This is a genomic window from Acuticoccus sediminis (genome assembly GCF_003258595.1).
Taxonomy (GTDB): domain Bacteria; phylum Pseudomonadota; class Alphaproteobacteria; order Rhizobiales; family Amorphaceae; genus Acuticoccus; species Acuticoccus sediminis.
Window position 1 is genome coordinate 23,959 of record NZ_QHHQ01000016.1, and the last position, 19,158, is coordinate 43,116.

A 19,158-nucleotide genomic window follows, 5' to 3' on the forward strand; every position below is an offset into this window, starting at 1 on the left:
CAGGACGATCCCGTCGGCGGGACGGGTCGAGCGCGCCGCGCCACCAGCATCGCCCCGCCGGCCCCGCCACGCCGCAGTCGGCAGCGCGGTTCATCGTCACGACACGTGGCGCAGGCGATGGGCCGGAGGGTCGCCATGCAGTCGAGTCAGCCGGTAGACCGAGGCCGGGGGGAGGTTGGCGAGCGTGCCGCCGATCCGCTCGGCCCTCAGCCCCACCTCGGCGAGGAGCGGCGGCCCGACCGGGCACCGGAGGCCATAGGTGAACTGATAGAAGGCGCCGTCCGGCTCCAGCTTGTCGAAGGCGCCGGTGAGGACCCTGAGCACCTTGCCCGCCTTCATCGACAGGAGCGGCAGTCCGCTCACGACCGCACCGGCGGGCGCGCCATCGAACAGCTCGACCTCGCAAAGTCGCGCCGCGTCCATCCAGAGCGTTCGCGCGGCGGAATAGCGCAGTTGCAGCGCGATCGCGAACTCCGAGCCGAGCTCCACGAGGGCGAGGTCCTCCTGCCGGACGCCGCGGGCGATCAGCGCCCGCGTGAAGACGCCCGTGCCCGGGCCGAGCTCGATCACCGGCCCGGTCTCGTCCGAGATCTCGGACGTGATGAGGCTGGCGAGTGCCCGCCCCGACGGTGCGACGGCCGCGACCATGAGCGGATCTTTCAGCCAGGCGCGGAAGAAGCCGAACGCGTCGGCGACGGTGTCGTCGGTCATGGTGCCCCGTTTTTGCTGGAGGGCGGTCAGCACGGCGCGGAGGACGCGTCGGGTCGGCCCCTCCCCGTGCGGATCTTGCGCAAGGTCCAGAACAACCCGCCCTCCACGGCGAGGAGGGCGCCGAGCGCGGCGAGGGTGAGCGTCGTCATGTTCGTCGGCTCGCCCCACCGCGCCGCGCCGAAGCCGATGGCGATAAACATGGCGTTCCAGACCGCGATACCGAGGGCGGACGCGGCGAGGACGCCGCGCGGGCGCGCGCCGACCAGCGCCGCGAAGGCCGGCGCGAACAGACGCACGGTCGGAACGAGCTGAAGGGCGAACGCCAGAATGGTCTGCCGCCGTCGGACCGCCTCGATCCCGCGGTCGATCCGCTCGGCGGAGAGGCCGCACGAGCGTCCGCACCTCATGACCAACCGGGTGGATCGCGCCTCCCCCAGCCTGCCGACGCCGCAGAAGACCGCGGCGCAGCCGGTGACGCTGCCGAGCGTAGCCGCAGTGACGGCGGCGGGAAGGCCGAACGCGCCGTCCGCCGCCATGATGCCGAGCGCCAAGAGAAGCCCGTAGGACGGGATGATCGGGACGATGCGCTCCGCCAGCGCCAGGGCGAAGACGCCGGCGAGCCCATGGCCGCTTACGAGGGACATGCCGGCGCCGAGCGGATCAAACTCCACGGCCGGACCTTTTCGCGCCGGCCCTCTTCGGGGAGGACGGGATGGCGACCGGGCGGGCCTGCGGGACGCCGGTCATGGGAATCCAGCGCCCGTCATCGCCTCGGAGATCTCCCACAGCCGCGCGTTCGTTGCCGGATCGTCCGTCGCGGGCGGCACCTTGGCAGGCGCGGGGTGCCCGCGCGTCTCCCTCATGCGGTCCGGGCCGTAGTAGACGCCGGGAACGGCCTGCGGCGCCGTTCCGGCGTAGAGCATCGGCAGCGCGCCCTGGTCCACGGGCTGGAACAGGAACCACAGCGCCGACCGGGCGATCCCGCGCATGCTCCACCGGCCCGGCGCGTTGTGGAGAAGCTCGGTCCGCGCGATGCCGGGATGCGCGGCCATCGAGGCGACGCCCCACCCGCCGGCCTCGCTTCGGCGCTGCAGCTCGCGCGCGAACATCAGGCACGCGAGCTTGGAGCGGGCGTAGACCGGCATCGGCCTGTAGGACCACGTCGCGCCGAGATCGTCGAGGTCCATCGTACCGCCCTGCGCCGCGATGCTCGACACGGTGACGACACGCGCCCCCGCCCCGTCCCGCAGCAGCGGCAGAAGGCGCGCCGTGAGGGCGAAGTGGCCGAGATAGTTGGTGCCGAACTGCAGCTCGAACCCGTCCGCGGTCTCCTGCCGGCGCGGCGGCGTCATGACGCCGGCGTTGTTGACGAGGAGGTCGATGCTGCCGAAACCCGTCGCCATCCGCGACGCGAAGTCGGCGATGGACTCGAGGCGCGCGAGGTCCAGCGCCTCGAACGTGGCGAGCGCGCCGGGGACGGTCTTCGCGATGCGGAGGGCCGCCGCCTCCCCCTTCTCGGGGTTGCGGCCGGCGATGATCACGCCCGCGCCGGCCCGGGCGAGCGCCAGGGCGATCTCATAGCCGAGACCGCCCGTCCCGGTGACGACGGCCGTGCGTCCCTGCTGCGACGGGATGTCGGCCGCCGTCCATCGCGCTTTCGGTGTCGGTGCCAGCATCGTTTGCTCCTGTGGTCGATCGTGACGAGCCGTGCCGCCGGGCTCCGTTCCGAGGGAGGCGCCTCTGACGAGACGGACGGCCCGGCCGGCGCGCGCGTCAGCGGCCGACACGACGGAACTCCAGCGTCCGGCCGAGCATCGGCGTGCCGCGATAGGCGCGCAGCTCCATCGTCTCGCCCTCGACCGTGACGCGCGCCGAGGCGGTCTCGCCCCTCGGCGCCAGGTAGAGGCTGCCGTCCTCCAGCCGCTGGTCCTCAGGATCCCAGGTGAGCCCGGTGAGGAAGACGATGCCCTCCAGGGAGCGCCCCCTCAGAGCGGGATCGGGATTTTTGACGTCCCGCTTGAAGGTCCCGTCCGGCTCGACCATGAGCGCGCCGTAGATGATGCGGCCCGCGTACCGGTCGTCATCGGCGAACATCTCGAACCTGATGTCGCCGTTTGCGGTCTCCCAGATGCCGAGAGCCGCGTCCGGCCCCGACGACTGGGCGCAGGCCGGGCCGACGAGCGAGAGGCCGGTCTCGACGACCACGGCGGCCGTCAGCAGGGTGGCCCGTAAGGTCTTGAACATGCTTTCGATCCTTCGGAATGAGGTCGGTTTGCCAGCGGAGCACGGGTCACGGCGGCGGAGCCGGCGCGCCACGCTCGCGGTCGCAGGAGCCCGGTGGCGGACGTCGCGGTACGCCGGTTCAACCGGCCTCGGCGGCGAGGACGGTGCGGAGCCGCCCCGCCCCGGTGGTCTCGGCGAGCGCCAGCGGGAGGGAGCGGGGCCGGGTCCCCGTCGCGGCAAAGATCGCGTTGCCGACCGCAGCGGCGATGGGAGCGACGCCCGGCTCCCCTGCCCCGCCCGGCGGCAGTTCGCTCGGCACGATCTCCACCACCACCTCGGGTGCGTTCGCCAGTCTCGGCATGGTGAAGTCGTGGAAGTTGGACTGCTCAATGCGGCCATCGCTGAGCGTGACCCTGCTGATCAGGGCCGTGGTCAGGCCGAAGAGAATGCCGCCTTCCATCTGCGCGACGACCGCGTCGGGGTTCACCACGGTGCCGACGTCTACGGCGCAGAACACACGCGGGACCCGAACCTCGCCGTCGCCCGTTACGATGACCTCGGCGACCACAGCGACGATGCTCTCGAAGCAGTGCTCCATGGCGATGCCACGGCTGCGCCCCGCCGCCATGGGCGCGCCCCAGCCGGAAAGCGCGGCCACACGCTCGATGACGGCGAGGTGCCGCGGACTTCGGGCGAGGAGGGCGCGGCGATAGTCCACCGGATCGGTCTCGGCGGCGGCGGCGCACTCGTCGACGAACGATTCCGCGAAGAAGGTGTTGAAGCTGAAGCCGTTGGATCGCCACAGGCCGATCGGCACGTGCGAGGGGACGTGGACGCTGCGCACCCGCCTGGCGGGGAGCGCATAGTACGGCTTCTCGAGACCCTCGGCGGTGAGGCGGTCCCCGTCCGGGCTCGGCGTGATCGGCAGCGTGCGGCTCCCGATCGACTGCATCAGCGACTGCGCGGCGACGAGCGCATCCCAAGCGGCGGGCAGTCCGTCGGCGCCGAGGACGGCCGTCAGCCCGGCCCGCGCGTGGCTGCGATACATCGCGCGCCCGATGTCCTCCTCGCGCGGCCACAGGAGCTTGACCGGCCTGCCGGGATGGCGCGCGGCGAGGAAGGCGGCCTCGGCGACCACCTCCGTCTCGGTGCGGCGTCCAAACGCGCCGCCGTTCATGGTGATGTGGCTGACGACCTCCGCCGGATCGACACCGGCCCACCCCATGCCGCGAAAGACGGCCCATCTTGTGAGGCTGATCGACTGGGAGGGCACCCATGCCTCCGCCCTCCCGCCTGGCCGCAGCACCACGGTGGCGTTCATCGATTCCATGCAGGCATGGGCCACCAGCGGCGCGACGTAGGTCGCTTGGACGACCCGGGCTCCATCAACCGCTAAGGCCGCGCCGACGTCGCCGTCCTCGACGTGAATGTACGGCTCGCCGCCCTCCAGCGCGTCCGCGAGACGCGCGTCCAGCGCGTCGCTCGACACCGCGTCGGCCTCCGATGCGCTCCACTCCACGTCGAGCCGCGCGGCGGCCGTCTCGGCCTGCCACCAGGAGCGCGCGACGACTGCCACACTGCGGTCCTCGATGATCGCGACGTCGAGGACGTCCGGCTCGGCGCGGACCTCGGCCTCGTTGGCGATCCGCACCACCCTCGTCCCGAAGACCGGCGCGTGGCGGATCGAGGCGTGCAGCATGTCCGGCAGGACGACGTCGATGCCGAAGACCGGCTCGCCCTTCACCTTCGCCGGGATGTCGACACGACGCTGCGAGCGACCGATGATCCGCCACTCGGACCGCGGCTTCAGGGCCGGCCGGTCGGGCGGCGCCAACACGGCGGCCTGCCGCGCGAGATCCGCGTAGGGAATGCTTCGCCCCGACGCGGCGTGATGGACGGCGGCGTCGGAGGTGGTCAGCTCGGCGACGGGAACGCCGAGGCGCGCGGCACCCGCGGCAAGGAGCATGTGCCGCGCCGCTGCGCCCGCGACCCGCATCGGGTGCCACAGGTTGAGCGTCGACGCGGACGCGCCGGTCGTGATGAGCGGGATCGACGAGATCAGGCGCCGGCCGATCCACGTGACCGGCCCCTGCGGCTCCTCCGGGCGCACGCCCAGCATCTGGGCCCAGTGCGCATAAACGGGAAGAAGCTCCACTGGATGCTCGACGCTGATGCGCTCGTCGAACGGGATGTCCATTTCTTCGGCCACCAGCATGGCGAGGCCGGTGTGGATGCCCTGCCCCATCTCGGTGCGCGGCACCTTGACGACCACGCGGCCGTCGTCGTGGAGGGTCACGAAGGCGTTCATGACCGCGTCGTCGCCATCGACGAACCCGCCGAGGCCGTCGACGTCGACGGTCGCGAGATAACCGAGCCCGCCGAGCGCGGCCACGAGGGCGGTGCCGCCGAGGGCCGCACCGGTGAGGAGGAACGTGCGGCGGGAGAGGAGCTTTGTCATCGCCGGCCTCACCCTTCGGCCCGCAGTGCGGCGGCGCGGTGGATCGCGCGGCGGATGCGCGGGTAGGTGCCGCAGCGGCAGATGTTGGTGATCGCCGCGTCGATCTCGGCGTCGGTCGGATCGGGGACGCGCTCCAGAAGCGCCGTCGCGGCGACGAGGAAACCCGGCTGGCAGTAGCCGCATTGGGGCGCCTGCTCGTCGATCCAGGCCTGCTGCACCGCGGACAGCGTGCCGTCCGGAGCGGCGAGGCCCTCCACCGTCACCACGGTTCGGCCCGCGACGGCACCGAGCGAGGTCACACAGGACGGGGTCGACTGCCCGTCAACCAGGACCCGGCAGGCCCCGCACTCGGCGATGCCGCAACCGTACTTGGGCCCGAGAAGGCCGGCATCTTCCCTGAGCGCCCACAGGAGAGGCTTGTCCTCGGGCGCCTCCACGTCGACAAGGCGCCCGTTTAGCGTGAGAGAAACCATGGCGAACTCCACTACCTGATCGTCTGGCCGGATGAGCGATGCGCCGTGCGGGCCCGACCGGAGATCGGCGACCTGGAAAGGCGGGCCGCGAGGGGCCGTCCATCCTTCGAGCGCATCGTCGGAGTGGAAGATGCGGTTGCGGGCCCCTCCCCGCTTGCCCGTGCGCCCGAAAAACTTGCCTATTCGTCCAATCGCTCTGGCAGCGGCAGGGTCGACTGCGTAGCTACGCCAAGCACAGTCACACTTGCGGGGATGAGCGATGGCTTCGACGCTGACAACGGCCCTCGAGACCTACATCGCAGAGATGGGGGGCGGCGACGGCCTTTATGCTACGCCGATGCAGGACACCTTCATCATGCGCACGAGCCGGACGGTGATGCCGTTCCGCAGGCTCTACCGGCCGGCGCTGTGCGTCGTCGCGCAGGGGGCGAAGCAGCTGAGGGTTGGCGACGAAGTGCTGAACTATGCGGAAGGGACGGCGGTCGCCGTCACCGTGGAGGTGCCCGGCAACGGGACGGTGACCAAAGCGAGCGCGACCGAGCCCTTTCTCGGGCTGACAATCGACTTCGACCCCCGCCTCTTGCGCGAGGTCATGGAGCAGCTCGAAGCCCCGCCGACGCCGACCGACACGCAGCTCGGCGCCTTCGTCGAGACGCTGTCCGAGCCGCTCCTCGACTGCATGGCACGGCTCGTGCGCCTGCTGGCGACCCCCGAGGCCGTTCCGATCCTCTATCCGGCCATCCTCAAGGAGATTTACTTCTGGCTCCTGACCGGACCGAACGGCGGCGAGGTCGCCAAGATCGTGCGCTCGGACAGCCACACGCGGCGGATCGCCGACGCGGTCCACTTCCTGCGGCAGAATTATACGCGGACGATCCGGGTAGAGGAGGTGGCGGAGGCGGCGCGAATGGGTCTGTCGTCCTTCCACCATCATTTCAGGCTCATCACGCAGCTTTCGCCGCTGCAGTTCCAGAAGCAGCTGCGGCTCCTGGAGGCGCGCCGGCTGATGGTGGCCGAGTCGGCCAACGTGACGAGTGCGGCGATCAAGGTCGGCTACGAGAGCGTGTCGCAATTCAGTCGCGACTACACGCGCCAGTTCGGCACCCCGCCCAAGCGCGACGCGATGGCCCTGAAGGCGGTGGCGCTGCCGAACTGGGCGCCGGGCCTCACGCCCATCGCCGATGAACTTCTATACCGGGAGACACCGGCGGTCGAGCGCGTGCGGTCCCCGGTGGCGTTTCGGCCGACGCCGCACGTGGCCGCCGCCCGCGAAGCGGGGCGGCCTGAGCGCGAGCCGGCCCTCGGGCTGAGCGCCCCGTGACGGCGGCAAGTGTCCACTGCCGCACCGGTCTTCGTCGTCGGCCGCGAGCGTCGCCCGGCTCGCTGATGTCCTTTCGACGAACGCCGACGGCACAGCGCCTCGGGTAATGCACCTGCCGTCCGCGGCGCGCTCTGCGCTCGGGATGTGGCGAAGGCCGGGGGGATTGACGCGGATGCAGCTCTTCGACGATCTCCTGGAGAGGTTGCGGCTCGACAGCACGGTGTTCTGCCGGATGTCGCTGGCCGGCGACTGGGGCTTCACGAAGGCCGCGCTGCAGGGCGCACCGTTCCACATCGTTCTGTCGGGGCGTGCTTGGGTTGAACTCGCCGGCGAGCGGGGCTTCCAGCTGGCGTCCGGCGACGTCGTCATCCTGCCGGGCGGGCAGCCCCATCGTCTACTCGCCCGCCCCGGCGTCGCGCCGGTTTCCTGGAGCGATATCGCCGACGAGATGGGACTTTCCCCCTGGGAGCCTGGCGCTCGGTTCAAGGCGCTGGACCTTTCGTTCGGCGATGGCCAGCCCGTGACCCGCCTCATCTCCGGCGTCTTCGCGTTCGAGGATAAGCGCCGCAACCCGGTCCTCGCCGCCCTGCCGCCGATCCTGCACCACAAGACGAGTGGCGACCCTGAAGCCGCGCGGTCGGTGGCGAGCCTCGTCTCACTGCTCGAGACAGAGCTGGTACCGGATGCGCCGGGGGCCGCGGCCGTCTGCACGCGGCTCGCCGACATCCTCTTCATCCAGATCGTCAGGCACCACCTCGCCGCCGCAAGCCTCCCCGCAGGGTGGCTGCGGGGCGTCGCTGACCCCCGGATCGCCCCGGCTCTCGTCCTCATCCAGAACGCGCCGCACGAGACCTGGTCCGTGGCGGCGCTGGCGAAGGAAGTTGGAATGTCGCGCTCGCATTTCGCGGCACGGTTCCGGGACGTCGTCGGCAAGCCGCCGCTCGACTTCCTCACCGATTGGCGGATGTACCAGGCGACGATCCAGCTCGCGGACATCGGCGTGCCGGTAAAATCCGTCGCGGCGTCGATCGGGTATGCCTCGGACGTCTCGTTCAGCAAGGCGTTCAAGCGCTGGGCGGGTCATTCGCCCGCGGCCTACCGCCGGCGGCTCGGCAACGCGAACGGCGCCGAGGGGATCGAGGCGTGACAGGCTTGGACTGACGGTGTGGTTTCGTGGACGCCCGAGGCGGCGCGTCCGGGACCAGTTGCGACTACCTCTTGTTCCAAAGAGGAGTTTCGACGATGGCCTCATCCAGATCCGACGATTTGGTTCCCCCCGACACCCCCAAAACCCAGACCCGAGACGGCGGCGCCGGCTTCCCGATCACCCGCCGCGATGCGCTCGCGACCGGAGCGGCCGCCGCCGCAGCCGTGCCGCTCATGCGCGCGGGCGGCGCGGCGGCGCAAGGCGAGGCGGCGCGCTCCCCGCTTCGCCAGGGCGCCACCGTGGTGCGCGCGACCGTCAACGGCGAGTCGGTCGAGGTGGAGATCGATCCCCGCTCCTCCCTGCTCGACGTGCTGCGTGAGACACTCGGCCTGACCGGCGCCAAGAAAGGCTGCGACCACGGCCAGTGCGGCGCCTGCACGGTCCATGTGGACGGCCGGCGCGTCGCCTCGTGCCTCACCCTCGCCGCCAAGATCGACGGTCGCGAGGTCACAACCATCGAGGGTCTTTCGGACGGCGACACGCTGCACCCGATGCAACAGGCCTTCATCGACCACGATGCCCTCCAATGCGGCTACTGCACGCCGGGCCAGATTATGGCCGCGGTGGCGTGCGTCGCCGAGGGCAACGCGACGAGCCCCGAACGCATCCCCGAATACATGAGCGGCAACATCTGCCGCTGCGGCGCCTACGTCGGGATCGTCGCCGCGACCCTCGATGCCGCCGCCAAGATGGGAGAAGGCTGATGCAACCGTTCACCTACGCGCGCCCCGCGACGGCGGACGAGGCCGTCGCGGCGTTCGCCTCCGCCGGCGAAGGCGCCCGCTACATCGCCGGCGGCACCACGCTCTACGACCTGATGAAGCTGAGGGTCGAAGCGCCGCGTCACCTCATCGACGTCACCGCGATTGCCGGACTGGACGCGGTCGACACCTCGGGCGACGTGCTGCGGTTCGGGGCCTTGGCGCCGATGAGCACGGTCGCGCGCGATCCGGTTTTGGAGTGCGATTACCCGGTGCTCGCCGAGGCGCTGTGGAAAGCCGCCTCGCAACAGCTTCGCAACATGGCGACCGTCGGCGGCAACCTCCTGCAACGCACCCGCTGCATGTACTTCCGTCACGGGGCCGGTTCTGTCTCGGGCGGTGTCGCGCCCTACCCGTGCAACAAACGCGAGCCGGGATCCGGCTGCGCCGCGATCGGCGGGCTCGACCGCGGGCAGGCCGTGCTCGGGACCAGCGCGGCGTGCACCGCCGTCTCGCCGGGCGACTGGCCGGTCGCGCTGACGGCGATGGATGCCGCCGTCGAGGTGCGCGGCCCAGGCGGCGACCGCACGATCCGGATCGCCGACTTCTACCGCCTTCCCGGCGACACGCCGGAGCGTGAAAACGTCCTGGAGCCGGGCGAGATGATCGTCGCCATCCTCGTGCCGAAGACGCCGGCCGGGCGGCGCTCGACCTATCACAAGATCCGCGACCGCGAGTCCTACGCCTTCGCGCTCGCCTCGGCGGCGGTGGCGCTCGAGATGTCGGGTGAGCGGATCACCGACGCCCGCATCGCGCTCGGCGGCGTCGCGACCGTGCCCTGGCGCTCGGCGGACGCCGAGGCGGTGTTGACCGGCGCCGTCGTGACGCGCGAGCGCGCGATGGACGCCGGACGGGCCGCATTCGCCGACGCGCGACCCGGCCGCCACAACGCCTTCAAGATCGAGCTCGGCGCCCGCACCGTCGCCGACGCCATTATGATCGCAGCCGAAAGGAACGCGTGATGCCCGTTGCACCCTACCCCGAGCGTGAGCGGTTCGACGCGCGCGAGAAGGTCCGCGGCCTTGCCGCCTACGCCGCCGACGTGCGGCTCGCGGGCATGCTCTACGCAATGACCGTGCCTGCGCCCGCCGTGCGCGGCCGGATCACCGAAATCGACACATCCGCGGCGAGCGCGGTCCCCGGCGTCGTACGGATTCTCACCGCGGACGACTTCCCGCACGAGGTGGAAGAGGGTCCGTTTCCGGGCGCCGCGCGGCCAACGTTGAGGAGGACCGTCGTCTCCCGTGGCGAGCCCGTCGCGCTGGTGGTCGCCGAGACCCTCGAAGCCGCGATCGAGGCGGCGGAGGCCGTGCGCGTGAGCATCGACGACGAGCCCTTCGCGGTGCGGATCGACCAGCAGGGCGCTGTCCGCGAGGACGCGGAGGGCGTGCACGCCGGAGACGCCGCGGCGGCGCTCGCCTCGGCGGCGACGGTGATCGAGGCCGAGTACGTCTCGCCCACCCAGCATCACAATCCGATCGAGCTTCTATCGACGACCGCCGTCTGGGCGGACGGGCGGCTGACGATCTGGGAGGGCTCGCAGAACGTCGGCGCCATCAAGGCGGCCGTCGCCCAGTCGTTGCAGCTCGACCCGGCGATCATCGACGTGAAGAGCCCGACGGTCGGCGGCGCCTTCGGCCAGAAGGGGTGGACGCAGCGCCAGACCGCGATCGTCGCGCAGGCGGCGATCTTCACCGGCCGGCCGGTGAAGCTCGTGATGCCGCGGGCGCAGATCTTCCACGTCGCGACGCATCGGCCGCACATCGTCCACCGCATCCGGATGGGCGCCGACGAGGCCGGCCGGATCGCCGGCGTCGACTACGATGCGGCGCAGCAGAACTCGCGCGGCGGCGGCTTCCCGCCGGAGTACCATTTGGGTGCGATCCGGCTCTACGGGATCGACAACTACAACGGCACCGCCGCCGACATCCGGACCGACGTCCAGAGCCCCGGCCACATGCGCGCGCCCTACGAGCATCCGGCGTGCTTCGCGCTCGACTGTGCAGTCGACGAGATGGCGGCGGCGCTGGGCCGCGATCCTGTCGAATACCGCCTGGCGCACGACACGACGACGGACCCGGCCACCGGGCAGCCGATGTCCTCGCGCTTCCTCAACGAGTGCCTGACCGAGGGGGCGAAGCGGTTCGGCTGGGCCCGCCGCTCGCCGGCCCCCGGCTCCATGGTCGAGGCGGACGGGACCCTCGTCGGCTGGGGCGTCGCGGGCGGCACCTACCCCGCCCTCGTCCACCCCGTGTTGGCGACGCTGCGCGTCACGGCCGACGGTCGCACGCGGTTCGCGGTCGCGGGCCACGAGTTCGGCCAGGGCATCCGCACGGTGCTCGCGAACGTCCTCCTCGAGGCGCTGGGCGTCGAGGCGGACCGGCTGGAGATCCTGATCGGCGACACCACGGCCGCGCAGCAGCACCTGACGGCGGGCTCCTGGGGCAGTTTCAGCGCGGCGCCGGCGGCCGTCGCGGCGGCCGAGAAGATGAAGGCGGCGCTGGCCGAGTTGTTGGACGGCCGCCAGATCGGCGGCACCGTCCACCAGCAGCTCGCGACGGTGAAGCGGCCTTATCTCGAGGTCGAGGTGACGCAGTTCGGCCCCGGACAGGACTCGGCACTCCTCGACCAGTGGCGGCAGTACGGCTTCGCCGTCACCGGCCCGGTCTACCCGGGGTTCACGTCGATGAGCTACATCGCCCACTTCGTCGAGGTCCGGGTGGAACCGCGGACGCGGCGGGTGCGCGTGCCGCGCGTGGTCTCGATCGCCGATTGCGGTCGCGTGCTGAGCCCGCGCACGGCAGCGAGCCAGGTGCGCGGCGGCGTCATCTGGGGGATCGGCCACGCGCTGCGCGAGGCGACCGAGGTCGATCCGCGTTTCGGCGGCTATCTCAACTGCGACATCGCCGACTACGTGATGGCGGTGAACGCCGACATCGGCGACATTGATGTCGGCTTCATCGACCGGCCCGACCCGCACGCCAACGCGCTCGGCGCCAAGGGTCTCGGCGAGGTCGCGATGTGCGGCGTCTCGGCGGCAGTGGCGAATGCCGTGTTCCACGCCACCGGCCGCCGGCTGCGCACCCTGCCGATCCGCATCGAGGATCTCATGTAGGGGCGTCTCGCGAAGCCGATGCCGGCGCGGCCCCCTTCATGAGGTCGCGCCGGTGCGGTCTCGGCTTTCAACGGCCGCTCACCGCGTGGCTACCGGGAGCGGGTCGCGATGAAGCGCCAGTCGGCGAGGACGGCGAAGCGGTGCGGTTTCGCGCTGCGGATGTACGTCTCGCTGGCCAATACTCTCCTGAGATCGGCGAAGCGATCGTACCACACCACCGCGATGTCGTCCCACGCGTCGTCCTCGCCAACCATGATTCCGCCGAACTGCCTCCCCGCATAGAGGGGTTGGGGCGTGACGCCGACGTCGCCGCACGCCGCCATGAATCCACCGACATAGCCCTCGAAGTAGCCGGTGCGGGAATCGGACCTCGCGCCCTCGAAATTCTGCGGATAATCGGGGCGATCGCGAAACTTCAGAAGATTGACCATGACGACGGGGCCGTCGCCGGCCGCCTGTTCGGCAGCATCGAGGGCCGCCGGCGAAAGTTCGATGGAATGCATGATAGGCTCTGGCTAATGTGCTCGGCCGTGGGCTTTCGCGTGGAAGGTCTTTTCAGCTCGTTTTCGATTCTCGGCGATAGAGTACCGGACTGGCGCTGGCGTAGGTCGATACCGGGGCATTTCACCGTGTCAGATAGGTGCTGCATGGCTCATGGCCGACGAGGAATGGGATGCGACGCCTCTCATTCGGATCAGCGAATTTGGATTCGTAGATTCTAAGAGATTCTAATTCAGATGCGCCAATCGATTGATTTCGGTCTGGGATTGGGCCCCGTCCTGTCTTTATGGGGGCTTTGTCCTGTCTTTATGGGGGTACTATCCTGACCTGTTGGGGGAGGAAACCTGTCTTCGCTGGGGGAGCGGCGTCCCCTGACCTGACTTGACTAGGTGGGGTCAGGACAGGCAGTGTTGATACGAATCTATCCACGAATCGTAGATACCGAGTGTGTCTGAATGAGAGTAGCACATGGACGAGGATGACGCCTCCTCCGCCCGGCCCATGCGTGTGGCCGCCGTCTTGGCCCGGAAGGGAGGCGAGGACTTCGCCAAGCCGGGCAAGCTCGTAGAAGTCCGCTTCGTGAAGGGGCAGTCGCTCAGCCTTACGGCGTCGAGGCTCATGGCCTTGATGATCCTCGTGGCTGGCGGCGATGCCTGGCGTGACATCTCGCACCGCATGCGAAAGGCCGATATTCGCAGGAGCCACAAAGGCAACGAGCGCATCGTGGACATGCTGGAAGAGCTGCATCGAACCCTGTTCGCCGAAGACGATCTGTCGTGGCGTGGCAAGAAAGCGACGAAGCGGTTCAATCTGATTCAGGCCTCGTGGGAGGAAGTCGAAGAGGGCGACAAGGAGACCGGGTGGATCGAGTGGCAGTTCACTGCGGACGCGCGGCGTCTGATCCAGGAGTCGGAGACCTACGCCGTGATGAACCGCCAGGCGGTGCTGGGATTTCGCTCCGCCTACGCGCTAAAACTGTATGAAGAAGGCGCCTTGCGGCTGCATCGACGCCAGCCGGTCTGGAAAGTCGACATTGTCGGGTTGCGTGCGGCTCTGGGGATCGACGAGACCAAATACTCGGACTTCGCCCAGTTGAGGCGCAAGGTCCTCGTCGTGGCCAAGGGCGAGATCGACCAACTGGCTCACTTTACGGTCGATTGGACCGAGACGCGCCGTGGCCGCGCGGTCGCGGAACTGGAATTCCGGTTCACGCCGAAGGACGCGCCGGCGCAGATCATGACGGTCGACGAGGTCAGCCGGCACTCGGCGGGCCGCCGCGCTCGCAGGAGAGGCGAGGTCGAACGCGAGGTCGGGCCCCTTCCACCCGGCGTCGAGGCGCCAGAGTCCCCTGCCCCGCGAGCCGCGCCGGCACGGCAGCGAAGCGCCAAGTACGGTGCGGTGGTCTGGGATCGCTTTCCGGACGGCGGGCTTCAGTTCGGACCCACCGGCCAAGCGGCGCGCGAGATCGCGCTCAAGGTCGGCGGCGGATGGGATGTGGACCTGATCGCGGACGCCTATCGGGAACACATGGGAAGCCGATTGACGTCCCTGTCGGGAACGAAACTGGAGAAGTCTTGGAAGGGATTTTGCGAAGCGTTCTACGCGCGGCGGGGTCGTCCGTGACGCGAATTGCAGGGCTGCAATTCGGGGTTTGAAGGAAGCTGATGGCCCTATCCCTTGATCGGTCCGCAGCAAAGCTTTCCTATCGGGGTCCATCGCTCTGGGTCCTGCTTCCCGCCCGGGTTGCGCGACGTCCATGCCGAATACGTAGGTCCGGGATCCGGTGAGCCGGCCGACTTCGCCGATGGCCGAGGGACAGGATGGGCCTGCTCTCTCGGGGCTTCTTCGTGCAAGCGTCGAGACGGTCGGGCTATCGCGATCTCTTGAGGCGACGCGGCGAGGCGCATGCCGAGAATCCGCGCTGCGCCCCTTCTCCGTGTCACGCCATTTCCTTGGAGTGAACGATCGGATGATCCGCTGCGACGTTGCGGCCGAACCTCGTTGGGCGTGATTTGTATGAGACGACGTGATCGCCCGCGTGGTCGTCGAATGGAGCGCCCCCTAGCGGCGACGGGACCGTCTGAGCATCGTGCCGGTCGAATCGCTCGGCGCTCCGATCCGACGGCTGTGGCACTTCATCACGAACACGTCCATCGGGAGGCGGTCGTGCATATGTCTGCGAGAATGTTTTCGCTCGGACTGCCTTGGTGTCTCCGAACGCTCAACCGTCGATTGTTCGGCGCGCTGACGCTCTGTGAACGCCGTGTTCCGAAGCGGTTTGGCAGCGTGATCGGAGTGTCGCTCGCCACGGGAAATTGCAGGGCTTCAATTTCGGTTGTCCAGCGCTGGAGAATCGCCCATGAGTCGAAATCGGGAGTCGCGCTGTGGTCAACTTTCGAACTTGGAGGCGCCACCACCATTTTTCTGCAAGTGGCGCCATTCCGTGAAGATTATCGCAAGGGAGAGGCCGTTAGTGTATTGCCGACTCCGGCGACGCGCATTGCCCGCCGCGCCAGCGTCGAGGCGGTCTCTCGGCCCCCAAAAGGTCAGGATGGAGCGCCTGCTTTCCATTCGGATGTCGAAATGGGCCGGCTTTCACTTTTTGGGAGTGAATGTCTGTGAATGTGCAAATGCGGCCGTTGTGAGTGTGGCGGTGATTAGGTGCGACAGATGGCAACGACGATAGATGACGTGCGAATGACGGAGCTGCTCGACGTGGCATCTCTGGCGGGACGGTCCTCGACTGTCATCGAGAAGCTGCGCTCCGCGGCGCAGGGGGCGCGGGCCGCAGAGCGCCGGGAACCAACCTTTCCGATCGGAAAGGCGGCGGATCTCGTCGGACGCACCACGGCGGCCATCCGGGATGCTGAGAGCGACGGGCGCCTCGTCGCACCAGCGCGCGGGGAGAACGGGCGGCGTTTCGGCTACACGCTCGCTCAGCTGAACGACATGCGCGGGACGTTCGGCACACGTCCGTGGCGCGATGCGGACGACCCGTGCTCGATCGTCGCGGTGCAGAACTTCAAAGGCGGCGTGGGCAAATCGACGGTGTCGGTGCACCTGGCGCAATATCTGGCGATCCGCGGCTATCGCGTGCTCCTGATCGATTGCGACAGCCAGGCCTCGGCGACGACGCTGTTCGGCTACGTTCCGGACCTCGACCTTTCGGAAGGCGACACGCTCTATCCCTATCTGCGCGAGGGGGAGCGCGTCTCGCTGGACTACGCGATCCGCAAGACACACTTCGACGGGCTGGATCTCATCCCGGCGAACCTCAGACTGTTCCAGTCCGAATACGAGCTCGCGGCGCGCATGGCGCGAGGGCAGGGCACTCTGCTCAACCGGTTGGCTCAGGGTATCGCGTCGGTGCAGGACCTCTACGACATCGTCGTGTTGGACCCGCCGCCCGCGCTCGGCGCGATCTCGCTGTCGGTGCTGCGTGCGGCTAACGCACTCGTCGTCCCGGTGCCGCCCACGGTAATGGATTTCTCGTCGACCGCCGCGTTCCTAGCGATGCTGGACGAAACGATCGCCGAACTCGGATCACGGGATCTAGCCCCGCAGCTCTCGTTCCTCCGATTCGTGGCATCGAAGGTCGACGAGGGCAAGTCGATGCAGAAGGGGCTGCTCGACCTCATGCGCCAGCTCTACGGCAATTCGATGCTGCGCACGCCGCTCAAGGACTCGGCTGAGATCGACAACGCCACTGCGCGTCTGATGACGGTCTACGAACTGGACGGACCGATGACGAGCAAGGCCGTCCGCGATCGGTGCCTGACATATCTCGACGGGGTGAACGGCGAGATCGAACTCGAAATCCGCAGGACTTGGCCGAGCCATCTGGCCCGCTTACGCAAAGAGGGGCACGCATGACGGGCGTAAATTGCAGCCCTGCAATCAGCTTCGGGTGGGGCGTCGTATGAGCTCGAAAAACCGCAATTTCATGAGCGATCTGGCGTCCTCGGTCGAGCAGGCCACGGAGCCGGTGGACCGGTCGACACGGCGTGGGGGCGGTGTTCTGGGCGGGCGGAGCAACCGGCTCGCCGAGATCGCCTCGGGCGCGGCCGTCGACAATCCGCAGGAATTCGTCGATCCCGCACGGTGCCGGATCTGGGAGCGTCACAACCGGGACTATACCGCGCTCAACTACGATCGCTGTCGCGATCTCATCGATAGCATCCTGGCGCAGGGCAAGCAGGAGGTGCCGGCGATCGTCCGTCGTGTCTCCGACGACCGGCATTACGACTACGAGGTCATCTGTGGCGCGCGGCGCCACTGGAGCGTTCTGTGGTTGCGGCGAAACAACCATCCGGAAATCCGCTACCTCATCGAAGTGCGTACGCTTACCGATGAGCAGGCGTTCAGAATTTCTGACCTCGAAAACCGCGCCCGGGAAGATCTTACGGACCTAGAGCGTGCCAGAGATTATCTGAAGGCACTTGGCCTATACTATAACGGCCGGCAGAAGGATATGGCGAAGCGGATCAACCAGTCGGAGGCCTGGCTCAGCCGGTATCTCGACTTGGCACGGTTGCCGCCGGAGCTCGTCGAAGCATTTCCGGATCCGTACGAGCTGAAGATCTCGCACATTGGCGCCCTCAAACCGATCCTCAAGGCCGACGACATGCGCGCTGCCGTCCTGGTCGAGGCGCGCCGGATCAGCGAACAGCGTGACGGCGGGGTGGTGGGGGGACCGACCAACGCGCCAGAAATGATCCGCCGACTGGTCATCGCCGCCGAGCGGGTGGCGCGATCTGGCACACCGGCGAAGGCGCAGACAGCCCCCAAGAGGTCAGGAATTGGCTCGGGCACGATCTGCGACGACGCTGGTGCGCCGCTCTTGCGGGTCGATGGGAAGGATCGCAGGGCGCTGACGCTGACACTGTTCCACAAGGGGGGAGGGGACCGGGCCGCCGCCGAGGCCGCCCTCAGAGATCTGCTGGACCGGTACTGGCCCAAGCCATCGTAAGTGCCATTTCGCCACCCTCGCGTGCGAGCTTCTCAATCGGGCAAGTTCGGCACGAAGGCTGATGCCAAGATGACCATCCTGGCCGGCGCCACTCCGCGCTCGCTTACCTCTCACACATCAACTACGAAAGTGCCGTCAAGCTGCGCCTTTAATCAGTAACCTCTCATTAATGTTCGCTGAAATGGGGCAACTCCAACTCCACTTTGAACCCTACTGTAGGTGTGCCCCTGGAACGCCGGAAGGCAGGCGAGCACTTACCGCACCCGATCAACTTAGAAGGGCAAGGGGCACGATAGCAGTCCAGGCCGGTCAAGTCTGCCGTGGATCCATCTCGGCAGGATCGAGCGGCCGGGCCGAAAGCCCCAATCCCATCGCAGCCATCACGCGCAGCACCGTTGAGAACTTCGGGTCGCCTTGCTCGCCGAGGGACTTGTAGAGGCTCGTCCGCCCGACATTCGCCTCGGCGGCGATCTCCCCCATGCCGAGGGATCGCGCCACCTGGCTGAGGGCCCGTCGAAACTCCGCGGGATCGCCGTCATGCATGGCATCCGACAGGTAAGCCGCGCGCGCCTCCGCGCTGTCGAGATAGTCGGCCTCGTCGAACTCCGGCAGCGTGCTCACATCAATCTTCTTCGTCATCGCCCACATCTCCAATCGTCGATGCAAGAGTTTTCGCTTTCGCGATGTCGGCTTGCTGACTGTCCTTGCCGCCACCCAACAAAAGCACCACGATCGTTCGGCCTCGCTGGGTAAAATACACGCGGTATCCCGGCCCGAAGTCGATACGCAGTTCACTGACACCGCCGCTGACCGGCTTGACTTCACCGAAGTTGCCGGCCTTCATCCGCCCGATCCGACGGGCAATGACAGCACGGGCACGTACCTCTCGGAACCGCCGCAGCCACTTGTCGAACTCGGGAAGCGGAACGATACTCATTCCGACAATGTATCCTACAGGAGACACATTGCAAGAGCTTTGTCTCCTGCAGGAGACACTAAGAATCGACATCTAGTCGCAACGCGGCTTTCGGCGCGAAGCGCCAGTGCGGGCCGGGGGAGGGCGCAGCTCTCGGCCGGCCCGCACAATTTTGGGCTATCCGCCTCGTCTTGGTCGTCCTTGCCTTGCTCGGCGCTCCATCTGCCCGGCGCGTACGAAAAAAGCCGCCGCACCATCTGGCGCGGCGGCTCGATCTGCCTGCTGCGGGGTCGGATCAGGCGGCAAGCGCCTCCTCGATCTCTTCGGCCTTCGGGGCCTCCTCGCGGCGGCCACGCTGCAAAATGAAGTCGGCTGTGGATCGGCGTGGAATAGGGGTCCTGTCGCATTCTCGATGCAGGCCACTATGGCATCGGCAAGAGCCTCGCGCGCAGCAGGTCGACGTTGGCGCGCCCGCCCATTTGCCGCTTCAGGGTCTTGAGGCG

Annotated in this window: 18 protein-coding genes; 9 read left to right on the forward strand and 9 right to left on the reverse strand. The window is 68.3% G+C overall.

The annotated features are described in order from the left end of the window. Positions 1-96: 96 nt before the first annotated feature. The 6 genes from DLJ53_RS33380 to DLJ53_RS33405 all read right to left on the reverse strand — a co-directional run bounded on the left by DLJ53_RS33380 (position 97) and on the right by DLJ53_RS33405 (position 5,865). The gene (locus DLJ53_RS33380; protein ID WP_111352653.1) at positions 97-711 is read right to left on the reverse strand and encodes a class I SAM-dependent methyltransferase; all 615 of its coding nucleotides are present in this window, start codon (positions 709-711) and stop codon (positions 97-99) included. A 26-nt stretch (positions 712-737) separates the two neighbouring features. Next, the gene (locus tag DLJ53_RS33385; protein ID WP_111352638.1) at positions 738-1,382 is read right to left on the reverse strand and encodes a DedA family protein; all 645 of its coding nucleotides are present in this window, start codon (positions 1,380-1,382) and stop codon (positions 738-740) included. A 72-nt stretch (positions 1,383-1,454) separates the two neighbouring features. Beyond that, positions 1,455-2,387 (reverse strand): SDR family oxidoreductase, encoded by a 933-nt coding sequence (locus tag DLJ53_RS33390; protein WP_111352639.1) that lies wholly within the window; start codon positions 2,385-2,387, stop codon positions 1,455-1,457. 97 nt (positions 2,388-2,484) lie between these two features. Next, a complete protein-coding gene (locus tag DLJ53_RS33395) occupies positions 2,485-2,955 on the reverse strand; it encodes a DUF2147 domain-containing protein (RefSeq protein WP_111352640.1) in 471 nt (156 codons plus the stop codon). Positions 2,956-3,073: 118 nt separating this feature from the next. Next, positions 3,074-5,392, reverse strand: coding sequence for a xanthine dehydrogenase family protein molybdopterin-binding subunit (locus DLJ53_RS33400; protein ID WP_111352641.1), 2,319 nt, complete (start codon positions 5,390-5,392; stop codon positions 3,074-3,076). 8 nt (positions 5,393-5,400) lie between these two features. Further along, positions 5,401-5,865, reverse strand: coding sequence for a (2Fe-2S)-binding protein (locus DLJ53_RS33405; RefSeq protein WP_111352654.1), 465 nt, complete (start codon positions 5,863-5,865; stop codon positions 5,401-5,403). Positions 5,866-6,124: 259 nt separating this feature from the next. Between DLJ53_RS33405 and DLJ53_RS33410 the strand changes: the two genes are divergently transcribed. The 5 genes from DLJ53_RS33410 to DLJ53_RS33430 all read left to right on the forward strand — a co-directional run bounded on the left by DLJ53_RS33410 (position 6,125) and on the right by DLJ53_RS33430 (position 12,269). Then, positions 6,125-7,186 carry an AraC family transcriptional regulator gene (locus tag DLJ53_RS33410; RefSeq protein WP_111352642.1) on the forward strand — a complete coding sequence of 354 codons (1,062 nt, stop codon included), beginning with the start codon at positions 6,125-6,127 and terminating at the stop codon, positions 7,184-7,186. A 172-nt stretch (positions 7,187-7,358) separates the two neighbouring features. Next, a complete protein-coding gene (locus tag DLJ53_RS33415; RefSeq protein WP_162409811.1) occupies positions 7,359-8,333 on the forward strand; it encodes an AraC family transcriptional regulator in 975 nt (324 codons plus the stop codon). A gap of 95 nt (positions 8,334-8,428) precedes the next feature. Continuing rightward, positions 8,429-9,097: a (2Fe-2S)-binding protein gene (locus DLJ53_RS33420; protein ID WP_244935226.1), complete on the forward strand. Its 669-nt coding sequence runs from the start codon at positions 8,429-8,431 to the stop codon at positions 9,095-9,097. After that, positions 9,097-10,116 carry an FAD binding domain-containing protein gene (locus tag DLJ53_RS33425; protein ID WP_111352644.1) on the forward strand — a complete coding sequence of 340 codons (1,020 nt, stop codon included), beginning with the start codon at positions 9,097-9,099 and terminating at the stop codon, positions 10,114-10,116. The genes DLJ53_RS33420 and DLJ53_RS33425 overlap by 1 nt, the downstream gene beginning before the upstream one ends. Then, positions 10,116-12,269 (forward strand): xanthine dehydrogenase family protein molybdopterin-binding subunit, encoded by a 2,154-nt coding sequence (locus DLJ53_RS33430; RefSeq protein ID WP_111352645.1) that lies wholly within the window; start codon positions 10,116-10,118, stop codon positions 12,267-12,269. Before DLJ53_RS33425 ends, DLJ53_RS33430 begins: the two co-directional genes overlap by 1 nt. An 89-nt stretch (positions 12,270-12,358) precedes the next feature. Here DLJ53_RS33430 and DLJ53_RS33435 read toward each other — a convergent pair whose 3' ends face one another. Next, positions 12,359-12,772 (reverse strand): hypothetical protein, encoded by a 414-nt coding sequence (locus DLJ53_RS33435; protein ID WP_111352646.1) that lies wholly within the window; start codon positions 12,770-12,772, stop codon positions 12,359-12,361. A gap of 466 nt (positions 12,773-13,238) precedes the next feature. Here DLJ53_RS33435 and DLJ53_RS33440 point away from each other — a divergent pair, with 466 nt between their 5' ends. The 4 genes from DLJ53_RS33440 (at position 13,239) to DLJ53_RS33450 (ending at position 17,739) form a co-directional block, all read left to right on the forward strand. Continuing rightward, a complete protein-coding gene (locus DLJ53_RS33440) occupies positions 13,239-14,393 on the forward strand; it encodes a replication initiation protein (RefSeq protein WP_202913502.1) in 1,155 nt (384 codons plus the stop codon). Between the two features lie 543 nt (positions 14,394-14,936). Next, complete coding sequence (locus tag DLJ53_RS34975; protein ID WP_146620182.1) at positions 14,937-15,392, forward strand: hypothetical protein; 456 nt, start codon at positions 14,937-14,939, stop codon at positions 15,390-15,392. 75 nt (positions 15,393-15,467) lie between these two features. After that, positions 15,468-16,643, forward strand: a complete 1,176-nt coding sequence (locus DLJ53_RS33445; protein WP_211100729.1) for an AAA family ATPase — start codon at positions 15,468-15,470, stop codon at positions 16,641-16,643. A gap of 46 nt (positions 16,644-16,689) precedes the next feature. Beyond that, positions 16,690-17,739 (forward strand): ParB/RepB/Spo0J family partition protein, encoded by a 1,050-nt coding sequence (locus tag DLJ53_RS33450; RefSeq protein WP_111352648.1) that lies wholly within the window; start codon positions 16,690-16,692, stop codon positions 17,737-17,739. Positions 17,740-18,048: 309 nt separating this feature from the next. On the opposite strand, the gene DLJ53_RS33455 is transcribed toward DLJ53_RS33450, so the two are convergent. Next, a complete protein-coding gene (locus DLJ53_RS33455) occupies positions 18,049-18,378 on the reverse strand; it encodes an addiction module antidote protein (protein ID WP_202913503.1) in 330 nt (109 codons plus the stop codon). Further along, complete coding sequence (locus DLJ53_RS33460) at positions 18,362-18,676, reverse strand: type II toxin-antitoxin system RelE/ParE family toxin (protein ID WP_111352650.1); 315 nt, start codon at positions 18,674-18,676, stop codon at positions 18,362-18,364. The genes DLJ53_RS33455 and DLJ53_RS33460 overlap by 17 nt, the downstream gene beginning before the upstream one ends. Positions 18,677-19,158: the final 482 nt, after the last annotated feature.